The sequence below is a fragment of the Prevotella veroralis DSM 19559 = JCM 6290 genome, assembly GCF_000377625.1.
GTDB classification, from domain to species: domain Bacteria; phylum Bacteroidota; class Bacteroidia; order Bacteroidales; family Bacteroidaceae; genus Prevotella; species Prevotella veroralis.
In genome coordinates, this window is sequence record NZ_KB898327.1 from 69,257 (window position 1) to 87,924 (window position 18,668).

Below are 18,668 nucleotides of genomic sequence, written 5' to 3' on the forward strand. Positions count from 1 at the left end.
AGAATCCTATTGAGCACCTCCATAAATATTAAGTATATATAGGTATAGCGTAAGGTTATGGAATACGAAGATACAGCCAAACAAATAGATTTACGATTGGTATTTAAAAAGATTAAAGAACATAAGAAACTATATCTTATAACTTTACCAATAGTAATCGTATTGTCATCATATATCATTCTCTGTGTACCAAGAACGTACACAAGTGAAACTGCGATGGCTCCAGAAGCAAGTGCAGGTCTGGATGCAGATGCCCTTGGGGATATTGCGTCTTCATTTGGATTTGATCTACCAACGGGGAAAAATACTGATGCTATCTCTCCGTTGTTATACCCAGACCTCATGAAAGATAATGGCTTTGCAACAGCACTTTTCAAAGTGGACGTAACAACCATTGATAAAAAAGTCCATACAGATTATTATAATTATCTTAAATATAACACAAAAACAACATGGTGGGAGAAACTTCAAGTATGGATAACAAAAAAGATATCACATAAGGACTCTATAAACCTAGTTCCAGGAAAGTTTAATCCATACCAACTCTCAAAAGAAGACAATTCCATAGTAGAAGGTATGAGAAGTAATATAAAAATAAATACAGATAAAAGAACTGGAATCATAAGTATCTCTACCATTGCTCAAGATCCAATGGTTGCAAAAATGCTCGCTGATGCAACCAGAACTCAACTACAAAAATATATTATTGAATATAGAACAAAGAAGCTAAGAAATGATGTAGAACATTATCAGAGTCTCGTTAACCAGGCAAAACATGACTATGAGAAAGTACGTAAAGAATATGGTAAGATTAGTGATGCTGATATGGATGTTGTACTGGAAAGCGTCAAGTTAAAACAGAATGACTTAGAGAATGATATGCAGCTTAAATATAATGCATATACAACTCTTGTAGCACAACTTAAGGCTGCCGATGCAAAGCTACAAGAGCATACGCCAGTCTTCACAACCATTCAGGGAGCAGAAGTTCCCGTCAAGCCTTCAGGACCTAAGAGAATGCTGTTCGTTTTTGGCTCACTCTTCATTGGATTCCTTGCTATTTCAATATACGCAATACGTGACATAATATTAGCTGAATAATGCTTCCCACCCTAAAAGATAAAAAATATATAGGAAAAAAAGGAAATGGAATAAAAACCATTGCATCAAACACATTTGTATTATTTATACGAATGTTGTTTATGACATTAGTAAACCTTTATACTGTACGCTGTGTATTGGAGGGTTTAGGGCTTATTGATTATGGCATATTAAACGCAGTCGCAGGTATTGTAACAGCAAGTACATGTCTTAGTGGCGTATTAGCTCTTTCTACTCAGCGTTTCTATTCTTATGCAATGGGGAAAGAAAAAAATGAACGCTTAAAAGAGATCTTTTCGGCAAGCCTCAACTTAGTCATTATATTATCTATTTTACTTTTCATCATATGCATCACTTTAGGCTCATGGTTTGTTAACACGCAATTAAATATACCATTAATTAGGCAGTCTGCTGCACAATGGCTGTTAATTCTATCTCTTATATCATTTATCTTTAGTATCTTACAGATTCCATATATGGGAGCTGTCTTTGCTCACGAAGATATGAAAATTTACACTATTATATCAATTTTAGACTGCTTATTTAAACTAATAGTAGCAATTAATATCAAAAACACACAAATAGATAGTCTTATTTTCTATGGATTAGGCTTTACCATCATAGCTTTGTTTGATTTACTGGCATATATCATTGTCGCCAAAAGTAAATACAGAGAATGCCGTTATACAAGAATAAAATCAAAGAAAATGATGAAAGAGTTAATATCATTTTCCGGTTGGACCTTTTATGGTTCACTTGCAGGAGTGGGCATGACACAAGGTAGCACCATTCTACTTAATATCTTCTTTGGTCCAATTGTAAATGCAGCGTTCAATATTGGAAACCAAGTATATAATGCCTTGAATTCACTTAGTAATAGCATGGTATTTGCATTTCGTCCTGCAATGATAAAAGCTTACTCTGGAGGACAACATAACTATTTGGACACACTTTTTTCTATTAATAACAGAATCTTAGTAAACCTGCTTATAAGTATTGCAATTCCACTGCTTTTAGAAACGAAGACTATTCTCACTTTATGGTTAGGAGATATAACAGATAATATGGTCACTTTCACACAATTGTATATCATTTTTGAGATTATATTAACAATGCATAACCCTATTACCATTATTGTTCAGGCTACAGGGAGGATAAAACTATATTCAATGATTGTAGAATCTATGACTATTTTATGTCTCCCTATCTCATGGATGTTATTTAAAATGGGATTCTCAGCATCATATTTGTTCTATACAATGATTGTAATATGTTTCATAGCCCATATAGCTCGTTTGATAATTTTGAAAAAAATATATCAGGAATTTGATTTATCTAATTATCTTATAAAAATCATTCTTCCAGCTATCGTAACATTCTCTATTACTTATAGCTTTATTTTACATTTTCATCAACAAATCCACAATGTAATACTCAAGCTACTTGTTGTCTGTATTTCTTCATTTATATTAACAGTACTCATTGCATTCTTCATCAACACTTCACATGAAGAGCGAAAGATTATAAAACAATATATTATCAAAAAAAGAAAATGGGATTAATTCTTGCTGTAATATTCATTTCCACTCTTTTGGTATCTTTCATAGAGAAATATATGAAGCATGCACAACTCCCTTTTTTCATTCTTATGGGATTTGTACTGATTTTTGTTGCAGGTTTCCGTGAAATCGGCATAGATCCAGACTCTCCAAATTATGCGACTTTATACCAACATCCAGACAGTCCAAGTCTTATAAGCCATATGGAATATTCTTTTATCTTGATTGCCATATTACTGAATAAAATATCAGACTCACCACATGCCATTTTTTTTGTATATGCCATTATGGGAGTAACGCTGAAAATGCTGGCTTTTAAAAAATATTCTGACCAATATATCCTATCACTTGCTATCTATTTATGCTATTTTTATGAACTTCATGAACTAACTCAGATTAGAGCTGGAGTTGCTTCAGGTTTTTTTCTTATCTCTATCCTTTACACTGCAGAAAAGAAAAGAAAAAAAGCCGCACTCTTCATCTTTTTAGCTATTCTATTCCATGTATCAGCAATAGCTCTTCTCCCAACACTCTTCTTGGGGAACAAACCTTTGAACAAAAAGGAACTGCTAATCTTATATGTGGCAATCCCCTTGGGTTATATCATTTATTTTACAGGAACTTCTATACTATTCAATACAAACATCCCACTTATTGGAGACAAATTATCATTCTATCAAAAAACAACAGAAAAGGGTATTGGTATTGTTGAAATGGAATTACTTAACCCAGTATATCTTTTGAATATCCTCATATTTTACTTTCTCCTAATATTCCAGAATACAATTTCAGAAAAAAATAAGTATGCACCCTTATTACTCAAAGTTTACGCAATAGGATTATTCCTTTACACATCATTGGGTTTTTTACCAGTTTTGTCTTTGCGTCTTAGTGAACTTTACTACATAGTACATATTTATATGATAGGTTCTCTTTATTACACTATTAAGCCACGATGGGCAAGCTTGCTATTCATAGCTATAATTTGTATAATGCTATACGCCTTTGGCCTACCTCACATGGGATTATCAGAATTAGTAAAAATATAAAACATTAGATATAAAATGAAGCAAATTATTATTAATATCATCAAGTGTCTAGGTACATTATGTTCCTATATTCATCCTGAAGAGATAAACAAATGTATTCATACTCTTAAAAATAATCCTTATACAGGTTATGTGCAAAATAAATTTGCATACTTGGGAAAATATATCATAATGTGGAGCCCATATGCTCTGTTAGGTACACAAGACATACATATCAGTAATAACGTTGTTATAGAAAGCGGTGTACAGCTTGCTACCCATTGTGCCAGCAATTATATAAACCAGAAATTCGTATCGGAAATAATACACTTATTAGGCATAACACACATATGCTGTTGTTACGACTATTCCTCCATATCCAATAGCAGTAGAAAATCCCACTAAAATAATCAAAATCTTTCTAATCAGAATTAAAATGAAAGCAAGAGTTATAGCATATTATTTACCACAATTCCATCCTATTCCTGAAAATGATAAGGCATGGGGAAAAGGTTTTACTGAATGGACGAATGTCGCAAGTGCTAAACCTCAGTTCAAGGGTCATTACCAACCAAGAATACCTGCTGATTTGGGATTTTACGATTTGCGCCTCTCTGAAGTAAGAGAACAGCAGGCACGAATGGCGAAAGAAGCTGGGATAGAGGGATTTTGCTATTGGCATTACTGGTTTGGAAATAATAAGAGACTATTGGAGCGACCTTTCCAGGAAGTTTTAAACTCTGGCAAACCAGACTTTCCTTTCTGCTTAGCATGGGCAAACCATGACTGGACGACAAAGACATGGAAAAATAATGGTAAACCTGCAATGATAGCAAAACAACTATATCCAGGTGAAGAAGATTATAGACAACACTTCTACACTGTATTGCCTGCTTTTAAAGACCATCGATACATCACAGTTGATGCAAAACCTTTATTCGCAATATTCGACCCTTATTCATTTAAAGATATAAGAAACTTTATTGAAGTGTGGAGAAACTTAGCAAAAGAAAATGGGTTAAAAGGAATTCATTTTATAGCTATATGCAACAACACCTCAACAATAAAAAGGATTGCAGATGGAAGTATAAAAAGGGTTCTGCCAAATACTAAAAGCAGTGTTGAAGTGTATAAAGAAATGCTTTCATTAGGTTTTGATGGATTAAATTCTTTTGGGAAATCACGAGGTGAGATGCTTGCCTTAGGTAGAATTAGACGAACAGTACGATTCCTTTTACAAAAAAATATATCTTGGTTTCCCTCACTTAAGTATGATTATGCAAAAGTAACAAAACATTTCTTCTCTCCCGAAGACAGATGGGATAACATATACCCCACTATTATGCCACAATGGGACAGAACTCCGAGAGCAGGAAAGCATGAAGGAATCTACATCAATTCAACCCCTGAAAACTTTAAGAAGCATATAGAAGAGGCATTAGAAGTAATAAAAGAAAAACCAAAAGAACATAAGATACTATTTCTCCGTTCATGGAACGAATGGGGAGAAGGCAATTATGTGGAGCCTGATCTAAAATATGGTCACAAGTTCCTCGAGGCAATCAAGGCATCTGTATTTTAATAAATAATCGAAACAACACATGTATAATATTCCTATTCTATTCATAATATTTCGACGCAAAGACACTGCGCTAAAAAGTTTTGAGCGAATAAAACAAGTAAAGCCAGCAAAACTATACATTGCTTGCGATGGTGCGCGTGAAAATATAAAAGGCGAAGCTGAATTGGTAAAAGAAACTCAAGAATCTATTCTTCAACAAATAGATTGGGAATGCGAAGTAAAAACACTATTTAGAACAAAGAATCTAGGTTGCTGCATGGGTGTATATACAGCTATCAATTGGTTATTTGAAAACGAAGAGAAAGGGATTATAATAGAAGATGACTGTGTCCTCCAACAATCTTTTTTCCCTTTTGCAGAAGAACTATTAGATAGATATGAAAAAGATGAACGTGTTGCGATGATTGATGCTGCAAATTATATTAAAAATGTTATTATCCCCGACTCGTATGGCTTTAGCAGATTCAAATCAACGAATGGCTGGGCAACCTGGAAACGTGCGTGGAAAAATATGGATTTAAACATGAATTGGAAAAATACTCCTTATTTTAAATCCATCATTAAAAATAACGGATATGATGGGAAAGATATACACTACTGGAAATATCGTATAAAAGCTATTGAGCATAACTATGTCAGCGCATGGGATTGGCAGTGGTATTTTACGATGGCAGCCCATAATCAATTAGGAATATATCCAAAAACAAGTCTTATTAGTAATATTGGATTTGGAGAAGATGCCACCCACACTACAGGATCTACAATTCCAAGCCGATACAAAGCAAATGAAGAAATAGTATTTCCCCTACAACACCCTAAATATGTTGTACCTTACGAAGACTTTGAACAAGGCTTTTACAAGAGCAACAATACGTTTAGGAACACTATACTACAACTCATTCCATTCAGTCTAAAAACAATACTAAAGAAATGGATCAGAGGATAAAATACTAATAACAGAAATTAAATATGAAATTAAATATTCCTACATCAAAAGGTAATTATTCTTTTCGCTTTGTGCCCATCTATCCAGGCATAAAGCCTATTAACAAAGAAAGGGCGAAAGAAAATCTTTCTTTGTTAAAACACATATGCAATACGCACAACTTAGAATTTATTCTTTTCTTTGGTACACTCTTAGGAGCAGTGAGAGAACATGATTTTATTTCTCATGATGAAGATATTGATATCGTACTTCCAATTACAGACTTAGAACGTTTTAAAGACATACTTTTCATATTGAGAGAAAATGGTTTTGAAGTCGTGCGTTTTGAGAGGAGAGGATTTATGTCAATAATGCGTAAAGGAGAATATATTGATATCTATTTTTTTACGCCCTATGCAAAAGACAGAAGATTAGCTACTTGTATATGTGAACTTTGCGAAGTAAAATATATAAACAATACGACTCAAATAGAATTCCAAGGAGAATCTTATACTGTACCGAAAGAAAGTGAGGCTTTATTAAACTTCCTTTATGGAAAGGATTGGCGCACCCCTATCCCCATGTTTAATTTTAAAATGAGCAAGACAGAAAGAACAAAAGCCTTTCTTATACAATATATCAAGGTATTACTGCCACATACGATGACAGAATTCATTCAAGACATTAAAAGTAGAAAAAGAATAAATTTCTTTAAACAAAAAGCATACACTATACTAAACAAATAATCATATTGAAATATGCAAGCAATCATATTAGCTGCTGGAATGGGTAGGCGACTTGGAGAATACACAAAGGACAATACGAAATGTATGCTGTCCGTCAATGGTGTCAAACTGATTGACAGAACTTTAACAATGCTCTCCCATCTGGAGATTAAACGTGTTATCATTGTAGTCGGCTACCAAGGGCAGAATCTTATTGCCCACATAGGACAGCGCTATAATGACAAATTAAAAATAGAATTCATCGACAATCCAGTCTACGAAAAGACGAACAATATTTATTCTCTTGCACTTACTCAAGACAGAATATCAGAAGATGATACAATTCTATTGGAATCAGACCTCATCTACGAGGAAAGTTTATTGCAAATGATCATAGATAATCCTTTCCCTAATCTTGCCCTTGTCGCAAAATGGGAATCTTGGATGGATGGAACTGTCGTCCGCATAGATGACGAAAACAATATTATAAACTTTATTCCCCAAAAAGCCTTCAACTACAAGGAGGCAGACCAGTATTACAAAACTGTAAACATTTATAAGTTCAGCAAAGATTTTTCCAAACATAGGTTTCTTCCTTTCCTCAAAGCCTACTGCGAAGCTATAGGAAACAATGAATACTATGAACAAGTACTACGTATCATCACTTTCCTTGACGGTTCAGACTTCAAGGCATTACCAATCGGAGACAGAAAGTGGTATGAAATCGATGACATACAGGATCTTGATATTGCAGAAACAATCTTTGCCCCAAAAGAAAAAAGCCTATCCCGATATGAGATGCGTTACGGAGGTTATTGGAGATTCCCTAAATTATTAGATTTCTGCTATTTAGTTAATCCTTTCTTCCCTCCACAACGAATGAAGGACGAGTTACGTGCCAATTTTGACACTCTACTGACAGAGTATCCATCGGGAATGTATGTTAACTCTCTGTTGGCAGGTAAATATTTGGGAATTCGTCAGAGTTATATAGTTGTAGGGAATGGTGCAGCAGAATTAATCAAAAGTTTGATGGGGATGATAAATGGGAAAATTGGAGTTGTCTACCCGACTTTCATGGAATACCCTAATAGGAAAAATAAAGATGATATAATTGCATATCTTCCTCAGAACATGGACATGTCATACAATATAAATGACTTGATGGCTTTCTTTGCCCATAAGGAAATAAGCAGTCTACTTATAATCAACCCAGATAATCCTTCTGGCAACTTTATACCAATCAGCGATATAATCAATCTTATTCAATGGGGAAAAGAAAAAGGCATACGGATTATAATAGATGAATCTTTCGTAGATTTTACTGATGATTATTCTCATAACAGCCTTTGCCATGATGATATATTAAAATCTAACCCTAACCTTATAGTCATAAAGAGCATTTCAAAGAGTTATGGCGTACCTGGACTACGTCTTGGAATCATGGCCTCTTCAGATTCCGACCTAATAGATGCTGTCAAAAAAGATGTGGCAATATGGAATATTAATTCTTTTGCAGAATTTTACATGCAAATCTTTGGTAAATATACCAAAGATTACCAACATGCTTGTGAGAAGTTCATCATAGAGCGTCGACGTTTTAAAAGATTATTGGATCAGATACCTTTCATACATGTTATCCCATCACAGGCCAATTATTTCTTAACTGAAATTACAAGTCGGTTCACATCAAAGCAGCTAACCCAGAAACTACTTAATGAGTATAATATTCTCATTAAAGACTGTGACAACAAAGATGGATTAAAAGGGAAAAACTATATACGCATTGCCATCCGAACTAAAGAGGATAATGACAGGTTAGTTGCCGCACTCAAAAGTATTTAGGCATTCTGTTATAAATTCGACCTACAAAATAATATACTAAGGTTTTCTCATAAAAAACCTTTATCAGAGAGGATTCAAGTTGCTATCACTTTTAACATTTCACATAATATCCTTATTATAAGAAGTTTACAAAGTATATTTATGTGACAGGAGTGACAGCAACTTTGAAAACTGAAGTGAATTAATCACGCATACAGAAAAATGTATAGATGGAGGTGGACTTCATCTTCGTCCCTTCCCTGTCAACTCCACTCAAGATGCGCTCTGCACTAAAAACACTTATCTGGGACTGTCTGGCTTCTCCCCGGAACACAGGTAAAGGGATTCTCTCTACAGGAACACTATCCAGAAAAAGGAAGTCGAATGGGATATGTACGCTTTTAGCAAAGTCCTCAAACTGCTTAATCGTAAGTGCTTTCGTGCCACCCAGCATGCCAAAGCAACTCTGGGATGGCTATCCATATAGCCATTTACTGTAAGACCCGCACGTTGAATAGCCCAATCATAACGATCCGGAGACAGATTGATTCTGTTAGCAGTTGCCATTTCCTATGTATATATCACTGCAAATGTACAATATTTTCTGAACGATCCCAAATTTCACAAGAACTTATCTAAAAAGACAAAATATCCATCTAAAAATCAGAACCTAAACTCGAAGAGTTTGTAGAGATACTTGAGCGAGATTAAGAGCTGATTACTATATATTCCGTTCTCTCGGCAAGCACGAGTATCTTCCTGCAAAAGTAATCGGTGGCTACGAATACCATTCGTGCTCGCTCCGCCATTACGCATCGTAACAAAGTCAAGATTAAGATATTTCGACTTTATCTTATGGACACAAAACATGCGAACAACCATCTCAAAATCGGCACCAATCTTATAATCGAGCTTGTAAAAACCTATCTTTTGATAAACTTCCCGGCGTACATACAATGAGGGATGGGCTGGCATAAAGCCGAAACGAACCCAAAAAGGGGAGAAGATTTTAGATGAGTAATAACGCGTAATCTTATCTGGTTCGCCGTCATGAATGAAGTGTATGTCGCCATACACAGCCTCTAAAGTATCATCTTCGAATGGTTTCGCCAACTTAGAGACTATATCGTTTGATGTAAAATAATCATCCGAATTAAGGATTCCAATAACGTCTCCCGTCGCCATTGCTATCCCTTTGTTCATTGCATCATATATACCACGGTCTTTTTCTGATACCCATTTCACGGAATAAGAAGTTGTTTTAGAGGCGTATGCACGAATCATATCTACCGTTGCGTCCGTAGATTCACCATCTACTATAATGTGTTCAATATCGCGATAATCCTGTCGCAAGACAGAATCTAAGGTATCTTGCAATGTTTTTTCACTATTAAAAGTTGCTGTGATAATAGATACTTTCATTAAAACAAAGATTAGACTTATTTACAAATCACATCACTAAAAACTCTTCACTCAATAGGTTTATTGTGAATAAGAGGAAATCCTCGTGCTTGCAAAAGTACAAAAAGAAAATGAGACAAGAGATAATTCCAAAACATAAAAGCGTGAACAGGCAATGAAACTCTGCTTAAAATATTCCAATACACAAATATAATATTATTACAAAGAACGAGTTTATAGAATAAGAGAATACTTCAAAAAAATATGTCTATTTACATTCTGATAAGTTTATTCGCCTTTACCATGAGTGCTGTCTGTGGATTCTTTATGATTCCGCAAATACTATCTTTTTGCAAGAAAAGGCATTTGTACGATGCGCCCAACGCCCGTAAGGTACACAAGAATGCTATCCCGCGCTTAGGTGGAGTATCGTTTCTACCTAGCATGCTTATCGCTTCCATTGTTGCCTTACTCGTATGGTCTTATACTAGCAAAGGCAGTAAGATTGCCGTAAGCCCATGGAGTATCTTCTTTGGCGTAGGGATTACTATTATTTATCTAACGGGGCTTATCGATGATATCTTTGGCATTCGTGCAAGGATGAAACTACTTATGCAGGTGATTGCTGCCAGTCTATTGCCCATCTCTTACCTCTATATTAATAACCTCTACGGCTTCTTGAACATTGAAGAACTGCCTATGGTAGTTGGCATGTTACTGACAGTTGGCATCCTCGTATTCGTTATGAACGCCATAAACCTTATAGATGGTATTGACGGACTATCGGCTAGTTTGGTTCTTATTGCACTCTGCGGACTCTTCTTTCTCTTCCTCCGTGAGCGTATTGGAATCTATTGTATCTTGATTGCGGGACTGATGGGTGTACTTGTTCCGTTCCTTTATCACAACCTTTTCGGTAGTGCAGAAGACGGGCAAAAGATATTCATGGGCGACTCTGGTAGTCTAACACTTGGATATATACTCGGCGTTTTGATGGTTAAATTCTGTATGTATAATCCACATGTTATGCCTTATCAAAAGGATTCCATTCTCTTGTCAGTAACCTTGCTACTCGTACCTGTCTTTGATGTTTTCAGGGTTATTATCGTACGATTAATACACCGCGAACCACTCTTCCGACCCGATAAGAACCATATACACCATAAACTCATGCGTGCCGGACTGACGCAACGTCAAACGTTAATCAGCATCCTCTTGCTTGCAATGACATTCATCCTTATCAACACATTATTATTCAATCATCTCCTTGTAACATGGATTATTGCGATAGACATCATCGGTTATATCGCATTCAATTACATATTGGATATTAGAATAAAACGCAATGGTTTGTCTCCTTTCCAAGCTGAATAAGACTTAAAACTTATCGAAATAGAGCTTCACACTGCCATCACTTAATATCAACTGACCTTTCTTCTTACTTTCAATCTGTAGTGTTGGTGTTATAGTTTTAATGCCATATAAAGCTAAAGAAGTATCATAGGTCGTAAGCGGATGATCGCCATTTTCACGATCAAAGAGGTAAGGTGAGGACAGAGCCAACTGATTGTTGTTAATATTAAAACGATAGAGATAACTGCTGTGCGCGCCTGTCTTATCTTCTAATTGCAGTAGTTTCGCCTGAAACGACCAGAAGATTAGTTTATTACTCACATCTGTGTTTGTACTTGTCGCAGGTTCTTCTATCTTAACCAAATGCCACATTCCCTCTAAATCTCCTGCGTCGTTATCTGTTTCCAAGCTACATGAAGTGAAGAGGTAAGCCAATACTGGCAATAAAAATACTAATATCTTTGATTTAAACATATCTTTTTCTACATTATTATTATTCAACCATTACGATTTTACTTACCGAATAATCCACGCTTACAGAGCGTTAGCTGTAAGCCATAATTAGGTCCTTCAAGAATACCACCGAAGTCGGCTCCAATGCCCAACTTTACTTCCGTACCCTGCAACCACTTAGATTTTATATCACTACGAAGCCTATATACAGCCTCACCTAACAAACTCACATTATGCTTCTTATGCGTATAAGGCTTCTCATAAGTGCCCAATCCCTCTTGCCAAGTTGCCAAGAAACGCCACTTCAAACAATCAGAAGGATGACCACCCAAGCCTAAGTGGAATGCTACAAAGCGGTTGTCCTTGAAGAATATAGTACCATCTTCATTATAAATAGGCGACCGATAGAGTGGATTACCCATTCCCTGCCCCCAATGTTGATAGCCCGGGAAGATATAGTGATTATAGAAGTTGTCCCTTCCTCCTATATGATCAGGCACCGTGATAGTGTGGTCATGATAGATAGGACCACTCTGATACTTACTATAAAGGTATTCAACTACGACGTTATTCAGCCAGTTGTCAGGCTTATACTCATATTCAAAGCCTAACATCCAGTCCTTAAAATCATACAACAAATAGCGTCGTTTCTTCTTTTCTTGCCATTCCGTCCCCTCGCCATAACCATCATAATCAAGCTGGAACATGGACGAATGATCTTCAAAGAACTTATCCGCATAGAAGGAGAAACGACTCCAATCACCCTCATAATTCAATCGCATCACCCAACTACCCAGCTGATCGCCCTCCACGTTTTGGTAAGTTGTCTCTCCATTATCGGCTCCTCCAGGTAGAAAAGCATTCCAGAAATCACGCACTCCAGTTCCTCCTTTAGATGGAACAAGGTTACCATGCCCATCAGGAAGATAGGATGTACCACCAAAAAGGGACACCATCTCTAACCCCATCTCTAATGACCACGGACAGAACACGTCCTCATTTCCAATCTTTAAGTAGCCAGCTTTAGAATGATAAAGCACCTTATCAGAATACTTCGACTGCATGTGTGTGAAGTCATGTTGCCAATTCTGATCGGTCATCCTACCGTATGCTATATGTCCTTTCAGGTGCAACCAACCATTAGCGAAAGGCAATGTCCAATAGTCACCAAGTGCTAACCGCACTTGAGGAACAGGTCGAGCATTGATGCCCAAGGTCTGTGATCCAGTACTAAAATCGGCATTCTTCAGCTCCATCGGTTGTTCTTTTGCACCAATAGTTAGTGTTCCATGCCACCAACGACCTTCTATATAGGCTTGCTGAATGACTGCCTTACTGGTGTAATTAACGGGTGCGACGACATCTACACCATAGCCAATACCAAACTTATTACCAGCATCCACGCTCAAAGGACGTTCCACTGCTCCTCGCACATAACCATTTGTTGCCTCCAAAGAACTTAGTCCGTACTTATTGGCATTCAGCCACAACGGAGTCTTCCCTTTCGATAAGCTCCCTTGTAATTCCACCTTATATTCTAAGCCTTTAAGCAACTGCACACGAGCAGTATCTCTATTGTTTACCTCCCAAGACTGCGCTTTCAATGCACTTGCCAATAGAAAGACAACCAAGGATAAAAGTAGTTTTTTCATATAAAAAAGCTGATTATCAAAATAGACATAGGCTGTGCAAAGAGAAGAAAAACAACACTTCTGCCATCTACACACGCATTATCTCATGCAAAGTTAATAAAAAAAAGAGAACTAACAAACAAATGACTTACCAACTACCAAAGCCTTACACCTTATTATATAAGGGGCACATCAATCCTTACCAACACTCAATACACCTTTAGGGAAAATCCCCCTCAGTGTAGGGGAAATCCTTTTAGTATGCTGAATATTATTCGTTCCTTTGCATCACGAGGACAGGGAAAGGAGTTCTAAACGCTTCCAAACATCCCTAATAATCATCAACAAAGATCGAAGAAAGTATGAAGAAGCTTATATTAACACTCATTGCGACACTCGTTCTCAGTGCTTCTGCAAATGCTATGAGTTACGAGCAAGCTCGCATACAAGCCCTCTTTCTAACAGACAAGATGGCTTATGAACTGAATTTGACCGAAGAACAATACGAAGCAGCATACGAGATTAATCTCGATTATCTGATGAGTGTCAACTCAATGGTTGATCTTTACGGAGCTAACTGGACACATCGTAATATGGACTTCAACTATATCCTCTGTGACTGGCAATACAGAGCTTACATGGAAGCAAACTACTTTTATCGTCCATTAAGATGGGATGCAGGCTACTGGCACTTCAGTGTTTACGCAAGATATCCATGCCGCGATTACTATTACTTCGGTCGTCCTAGCTTCTATTCAGCCTATCGTGGTGCTCACAGCTGGCGCATGAATGGTGACAGGAGTTGGTATTATGGCAGAGACCTCTTCTATGGAAGGAACAATAGTAACTACTATGGTATGCGTGACAGCTTCAACCGTGGCTACTATGATAGGGGTTACAACGGTTACAGCTCATACGACAATAGCTTCCAACAAAACGGTCGTCCACGCAGCTTCGGGAACCAACAACGCAGCACATTCGATGGTCCGCAGGGTATGACTCGTACTTATGAGCCACGTGAGAGTTCGACTCGTACAACCGTAACACGCCCTAACAACAACAGTGGATTTGGTGCTAATCATAGCTTCGGAAACGCTACTAGGGGTAATGAACCAACTCGTTCTTTCGATAGCCCGAGATCAACTTTTAGCAATCCAAGCCCTTCATTCAGTACACCGCAAGGCAGTTTCGGGAATGGTTCATCTTTCGGAGGAAGCCGATCAACGGGTGGAAGTACCTCAAACAGCGGTTCTGTCTTCGGAGGACACAGATAGATAAGGTAACAAAAGAGAGTTATAAATACAAGACAATGACTAAAGCGGCCACTAAAAAACTTACTTTAGAGAGTTACAACACATAGCAAGAGAACTACCAACGAACAGTTCTCAAGAAGGTTTAAATACTAAACACTAAACGCTAGAGAGTAATTAGTTCATCTTAAAAGGTATAAGTTTGTGAAAGAGGTTCTCGCAAGAAAGAGAAGAGAACACTAAGGATTAATAGAGATGTAACAATCAGAGAGTTATTTAAATGAAGGAAAGAGGAGCCTCACGGGATGTGACGCTCCTCTTTAATTATGTTCCTTCCTCCTGCTCTTAACCATCAATTCATCTGCTACTAACCTACTTCTATGACATTAAACATGCTTATCAAATTGGCTTGCGACACTTATCTATACTGGAGGAAACGTACTCATGAATATAAAAATAATCTATTTTTATGGATTATATAATATAACCGTCAGATAAAAATAAACTATTATTTCCTGTCTGGAAGGCTCTTCTCAAGAATAAAAGACGGTTCACTACCTTTTAACTAAGGTCTAACAGCATTAAAGAAAGAGCCTTGTAACAGGAGAAAGAGAGGCTTCATGTGGCTTGACTTAGCATTATATCTATAGTTCAAGCATACGAATTTCAGCATTGCTCATCGGTAAAATCTCATTCATCGGCTTATCATAATAGACACTTTGGATAGCCTTATTGATGATACCATGCCCAACGGCAAGTACCTTTTGATTAGGATATTCCGTGCGTAACCACGCTATAAACTCTGCTGCCCTAGCCTTTATTGCATCAATACTCTCAATATCCTTTGGCCATAAAGCAGGATTCTTCAGATTGGATAAGTCGGGAATGTACTTGCCAGTAAAGGCTCCCCAATCACGCTCACGCAACAGGGGTGTAATGCGAACAGGCTGATGATGCGGTGCAGCAATAATCTCACAAGTATGAATACTGCGCCTTAAATCACTTGCAATGAAAGCATTTATTGGTTCAGCCTTGAGTTTCTCTGCCACTTCCTCAGCCTGTTTTATGCCGTTATCATTCAATTTCCCTTGTGTTTGTCCTTGCATGATACGATGCACGTTATCGATTGTTTCACCATGCCGAACTAAGTATAACAATGTCATCTATTACGTCTTTTTCGTGCAAAAGTAACAAATAGTTTACGAGTAAAGCCTTGGAATAGAGATTATTTTGTATTTTTGTAGCCATGAAAGTACTACAAATATCAGCTATAAGAGCAATCCTTATGGCAGTGACGGGCTTCCTTTTGGTGAAATACAACCAAGGAGCAATGACATGGTTAACCATTACTATTGGTTTACTCTTCTTCCTTTCGGGAGCCGTCTCATGCATTATCTACTATGTAGAGAAGGAACGTATTGAGAAAAAGAAAGCAAAAGCAGAGAAGGAGGAGACAGATGCTTTGAAGTCGCCTTCATTCCCTCTTGCAGGTGTTGGAAGCGTTGTCTTGGGTATCATCTTGGCTTTTATGCCTGACACCTTCGTTATTGGTATGGTCTATATCCTTGCTGCTTTGCTCATTCTCGGTGCTATTAACTTGTTCATAATACTTGCCCGTTCAAAGCAGTATGCGCATGTCCCTGTCTATCTCTGGCTTCTCCCTACCCTCATCTTGATTGTCGCTATCTTCTCAATACACAAACCAATAGAGGCAGCGGCACTACCATTAAAAGTGATAGGATGGGCTTTCATGTGTTATGGAGTTATCGAATTGCTCTTCTCTATACGTAATTATTATATTCGAAAAGCGTTTGAGAAAGTAGAAGAAAGTAAGATTGTTGAAGGCTTCAAACTCGCTAATGAGGATATTGAAGACGCTGAAATCATAGAAGAAGAGAAGCCTACAACATAACAAACAAACAGCAGCTAACCCGGAAACACAGGTTAGCTGCTTACTGATTATTAACTTTTATCAGTGATTATGAGCACTGATACTCAAGTGAAGAACACTCTATAAGAATCTAATCTCACCAAAGAAGTCGGGGCGATGGAAGTCGGGTGCTGGCAAGTCTATCGGATTCCACGATAGGAAATGAGGCTTTGTTGTCTTGTCACCGCACTTATAGAAATTAGCACGCATTGTCTTCCCGGAGAGGTTCTTTAGGTTATGACGGAAGAAAGAAGCGACTGGGACAACCAAAGCAAGTTCCCATTTCTGCTTGTTCTCTTTCATTTCAAAGGGTTCACGACCCAGTGATGACCAACGCTCAATAGCCCTCAAAACATCAAATGGAGCCTTTGCTCGGTTCTCACGACCTTGTCCATTGCAAAGCAAAACAGTTCCTATACAATTGGTTTCAAGGTTATAATAGCCTCCTTCTACATCTGGACTGACAAAGAACTCACAGCAGGAGTCTTCCCAAACAGGACCTAAGTCGATTCCAGAGACGGCTCTCACACAATCTTCTTCCACCCGATAATGGAGCAAGATAGCGTCATTCTTATGCGCAATCGCAAATTCTACTTGTGGGCAATAAGGGTAATCAGCAGCCCAATTAACTGTATCTATTTTCTGATAAGTAACCTTTTCAGCTCTAAAAAGAGCTGGGATATCAGCAGCATTAACCTGCTGATCGTCTATTCTTCGTACTTCTAATTGTTTCATTGTTTTAATGTTTTCTGAACAAAGTCAGCCATCATCTGGTCATGCCGACGCACATCACGATAGAGCAAGAGCTGGTTGCTTGAGCGAACAAGGTTGTGTTCAGCGTACTTAGTCTTAAAGTAAACATCCCCATTAAGGTAGTCGGCAAGGAAACGAACGCACTGCATAAAGGGGAAAAGGGCTACTGCATAAGGTAAATGACTGGTTTCAACTTCCGTTAAAAAGCTCCCCGCACTACTAAGATACCCCTCTGTGAAGGATTTAAAAATGTCTTCCTTGAGTCCAACTGCTTGATAATTGTCACTGTCTTCAGCAACATGATTAGCTCCAGTACGCAAGAAGTCACCATAATCAGAGAATATAAAGCTAGGCATAACAGTGTCCAGATCTATCACGCAAAGCACCTTTCCAGATGTATCAAAGAGCATGTTATTAACCTTTGTATCGCAGTGACAAGTGCGCTTAGGCAATACTCCCTTACGATAAAGGCGTTCGGCAAGGCACATCTCATCCGCATTACGATACAATTCATCGATGATATCCTGCACACTGGACACTCTCCCTTTAACATCAGCACTAACTGCTTCCTGCAACTGACGTATGCGCAACTCCATGTTATGGAAGTCCGGTATAATCTCACCAAGCGGTTCTTTCAAGTCGACTAACATCTTCTCGAAATTGCCAAAGGTCTCTCCACAACAGAAAGCACTATCTGGATTCACCTCTTCCTTAGTAACAGAATCAGGGATAAAGACGCTCATTCGCCAGTAACGACCATACACATCTTGATAATAAGTGCGCCCATCTGTGGTCTTAATAAACTGTAAGCACTTGCGATCAACATCCTGTTCTCCCTGTTGAATCAGCTTCTGGCGAATATGAGAAGTAACAAGTTCAATGTTGTGTTGTAGGAGTTCTACATCGGTAAAGACGGCATCATTAATGCGTTGCAGTATATAATCAGGAGTAGATTTTCCTATTGTTGACACTCGCAGCGTCTCATTAATTAGCCCGTTACCAATAGGACTCACACTTTCTACAATGCCGTTTATACGGAACTGAGAAACCACGTTATTAAAATCAGTCATAGCTTGATTAAGTAATTAAAGGTCGATACCCATGACTCGCCAAAGGCTTTCAATGACATAGAGTCATGAGTATCGGATAGGTT

Annotated in this window: 16 protein-coding genes; 10 read left to right on the forward strand and 6 right to left on the reverse strand. The window is 37.6% G+C overall.

What is annotated here, in order from left to right; translation table 11 throughout:
• Nucleotides 1–57 precede the first annotated feature (57 nt).
• The 7 genes from D464_RS0103955 to D464_RS0103985 all read left to right on the forward strand — a co-directional run bounded on the left by D464_RS0103955 (nt 58) and on the right by D464_RS0103985 (nt 8,765).
• On the forward strand, nt 58–1,101 hold the full coding sequence (locus D464_RS0103955; RefSeq protein WP_024985899.1) for a chain-length determining protein: 1,044 nt from the start codon (nt 58–60) through the stop codon (nt 1,099–1,101).
• Nucleotides 1,101–2,663 carry a lipopolysaccharide biosynthesis protein gene (locus D464_RS0103960; RefSeq protein WP_018910242.1) on the forward strand — a complete coding sequence of 521 codons (1,563 nt, stop codon included), beginning with the start codon at nt 1,101–1,103 and terminating at the stop codon, nt 2,661–2,663. Before D464_RS0103955 ends, D464_RS0103960 begins: the two co-directional genes overlap by 1 nt.
• Nucleotides 2,654–3,709 carry an EpsG family protein gene (locus D464_RS0103965; RefSeq protein WP_018910243.1) on the forward strand — a complete coding sequence of 352 codons (1,056 nt, stop codon included), beginning with the start codon at nt 2,654–2,656 and terminating at the stop codon, nt 3,707–3,709. The genes D464_RS0103960 and D464_RS0103965 overlap by 10 nt, the downstream gene beginning before the upstream one ends.
• Before the next feature lie 415 nt (nt 3,710–4,124).
• A complete protein-coding gene (locus tag D464_RS0103970; protein ID WP_018910244.1) occupies nt 4,125–5,270 on the forward strand; it encodes a glycosyltransferase WbsX family protein in 1,146 nt (381 codons plus the stop codon).
• 19 nt (nt 5,271–5,289) lie between these two features.
• Nucleotides 5,290–6,216, forward strand: coding sequence for a hypothetical protein (locus tag D464_RS0103975; protein ID WP_018910245.1), 927 nt, complete (start codon nt 5,290–5,292; stop codon nt 6,214–6,216).
• 23 nt (nt 6,217–6,239) lie between these two features.
• Entirely contained in the window at nt 6,240–6,941 is a 702-nt protein-coding gene (locus D464_RS0103980) for a LicD family protein (protein ID WP_024985896.1), read from the forward strand.
• A gap of 12 nt (nt 6,942–6,953) precedes the next feature.
• Nucleotides 6,954–8,765 (forward strand): aminotransferase class I/II-fold pyridoxal phosphate-dependent enzyme, encoded by a 1,812-nt coding sequence (locus D464_RS0103985; protein ID WP_018910247.1) that lies wholly within the window; start codon nt 6,954–6,956, stop codon nt 8,763–8,765.
• 642 nt (nt 8,766–9,407) lie between these two features.
• On the opposite strand, the gene D464_RS0103995 is transcribed toward D464_RS0103985, so the two are convergent.
• Entirely contained in the window at nt 9,408–10,166 is a 759-nt protein-coding gene (locus tag D464_RS0103995; RefSeq protein ID WP_018910249.1) for a glycosyltransferase family 2 protein, read from the reverse strand.
• Between the two features lie 243 nt (nt 10,167–10,409).
• Here D464_RS0103995 and D464_RS0104000 point away from each other — a divergent pair, with 243 nt between their 5' ends.
• The gene (locus D464_RS0104000) at nt 10,410–11,519 is read left to right on the forward strand and encodes an MraY family glycosyltransferase (RefSeq protein ID WP_026284631.1); all 1,110 of its coding nucleotides are present in this window, start codon (nt 10,410–10,412) and stop codon (nt 11,517–11,519) included.
• Between the two features lie 3 nt (nt 11,520–11,522).
• Here the strand turns inward: D464_RS0104000 and D464_RS0104005 are convergent, their stop codons facing one another.
• Nucleotides 11,523–11,972, reverse strand: coding sequence for a lipocalin-like domain-containing protein (locus tag D464_RS0104005; protein ID WP_024985894.1), 450 nt, complete (start codon nt 11,970–11,972; stop codon nt 11,523–11,525).
• A 38-nt stretch (nt 11,973–12,010) separates the two neighbouring features.
• Nucleotides 12,011–13,603, reverse strand: coding sequence for a capsule assembly Wzi family protein (locus D464_RS0104010; RefSeq protein ID WP_018910252.1), 1,593 nt, complete (start codon nt 13,601–13,603; stop codon nt 12,011–12,013).
• 341 nt (nt 13,604–13,944) lie between these two features.
• Here D464_RS0104010 and D464_RS0104015 point away from each other — a divergent pair, with 341 nt between their 5' ends.
• On the forward strand, nt 13,945–14,856 hold the full coding sequence (locus D464_RS0104015; protein ID WP_018910253.1) for a hypothetical protein: 912 nt from the start codon (nt 13,945–13,947) through the stop codon (nt 14,854–14,856).
• 620 nt (nt 14,857–15,476) lie between these two features.
• Here the strand turns inward: D464_RS0104015 and D464_RS0104020 are convergent.
• The gene (locus D464_RS0104020) at nt 15,477–15,995 is read right to left on the reverse strand and encodes a histidine phosphatase family protein (protein WP_018910254.1); all 519 of its coding nucleotides are present in this window, start codon (nt 15,993–15,995) and stop codon (nt 15,477–15,479) included.
• A gap of 83 nt (nt 15,996–16,078) precedes the next feature.
• On the opposite strand from D464_RS0104020, the gene D464_RS0104025 reads away from it, so the two are divergent.
• Nucleotides 16,079–16,744: a DUF308 domain-containing protein gene (locus tag D464_RS0104025; RefSeq protein WP_018910255.1), complete on the forward strand. Its 666-nt coding sequence runs from the start codon at nt 16,079–16,081 to the stop codon at nt 16,742–16,744.
• Between the two features lie 99 nt (nt 16,745–16,843).
• Here the strand turns inward: D464_RS0104025 and D464_RS0104030 are convergent, their stop codons facing one another.
• Together D464_RS0104030 and D464_RS0104035 are read right to left on the reverse strand one after the other, a co-directional pair.
• Complete coding sequence (locus D464_RS0104030) at nt 16,844–17,497, reverse strand: carbohydrate-binding family 9-like protein (protein ID WP_018910256.1); 654 nt, start codon at nt 17,495–17,497, stop codon at nt 16,844–16,846.
• Nucleotides 17,494–18,585 carry a phosphotransferase enzyme family protein gene (locus D464_RS0104035; protein ID WP_018910257.1) on the reverse strand — a complete coding sequence of 364 codons (1,092 nt, stop codon included), beginning with the start codon at nt 18,583–18,585 and terminating at the stop codon, nt 17,494–17,496. The genes D464_RS0104030 and D464_RS0104035 overlap by 4 nt, the downstream gene beginning before the upstream one ends.
• Between the last annotated feature and the right edge of the window lie 83 nt (nt 18,586–18,668).

Coding starts and splice junctions, on each gene's coding strand:
- D464_RS0103960 (WP_018910242.1), top strand. CDS start 1,101: ATGCTTCCCACCCTAAAAGATAAAAAATATATAGGAAAAAAAGGAAAT.
- D464_RS0103975 (WP_018910245.1), top strand. CDS start 5,290: ATGTATAATATTCCTATTCTATTCATAATATTTCGACGCAAAGACACT.
- D464_RS0103985 (WP_018910247.1), top strand. CDS start 6,954: ATGCAAGCAATCATATTAGCTGCTGGAATGGGTAGGCGACTTGGAGAA.
- D464_RS0103980 (WP_024985896.1), top strand. CDS start 6,240: ATGAAATTAAATATTCCTACATCAAAAGGTAATTATTCTTTTCGCTTT.
- D464_RS0104025 (WP_018910255.1), top strand. CDS start 16,079: ATGAAAGTACTACAAATATCAGCTATAAGAGCAATCCTTATGGCAGTG.
- D464_RS0104010 (WP_018910252.1), bottom strand. CDS start 13,603: ATGAAAAAACTACTTTTATCCTTGGTTGTCTTTCTATTGGCAAGTGCA.
- D464_RS0104015 (WP_018910253.1), top strand. CDS start 13,945: ATGAAGAAGCTTATATTAACACTCATTGCGACACTCGTTCTCAGTGCT.
- D464_RS0103955 (WP_024985899.1), top strand. CDS start 58: ATGGAATACGAAGATACAGCCAAACAAATAGATTTACGATTGGTATTT.
- D464_RS0103995 (WP_018910249.1), bottom strand. CDS start 10,166: ATGAAAGTATCTATTATCACAGCAACTTTTAATAGTGAAAAAACATTG.
- D464_RS0104000 (WP_026284631.1), top strand. CDS start 10,410: ATGTCTATTTACATTCTGATAAGTTTATTCGCCTTTACCATGAGTGCT.
- D464_RS0104030 (WP_018910256.1), bottom strand. CDS start 17,497: ATGAAACAATTAGAAGTACGAAGAATAGACGATCAGCAGGTTAATGCT.
- D464_RS0103970 (WP_018910244.1), top strand. CDS start 4,125: ATGAAAGCAAGAGTTATAGCATATTATTTACCACAATTCCATCCTATT.
- D464_RS0103965 (WP_018910243.1), top strand. CDS start 2,654: ATGGGATTAATTCTTGCTGTAATATTCATTTCCACTCTTTTGGTATCT.
- D464_RS0104020 (WP_018910254.1), bottom strand. CDS start 15,995: ATGACATTGTTATACTTAGTTCGGCATGGTGAAACAATCGATAACGTG.
- D464_RS0104035 (WP_018910257.1), bottom strand. CDS start 18,585: ATGACTGATTTTAATAACGTGGTTTCTCAGTTCCGTATAAACGGCATT.
- D464_RS0104005 (WP_024985894.1), bottom strand. CDS start 11,972: ATGTTTAAATCAAAGATATTAGTATTTTTATTGCCAGTATTGGCTTAC.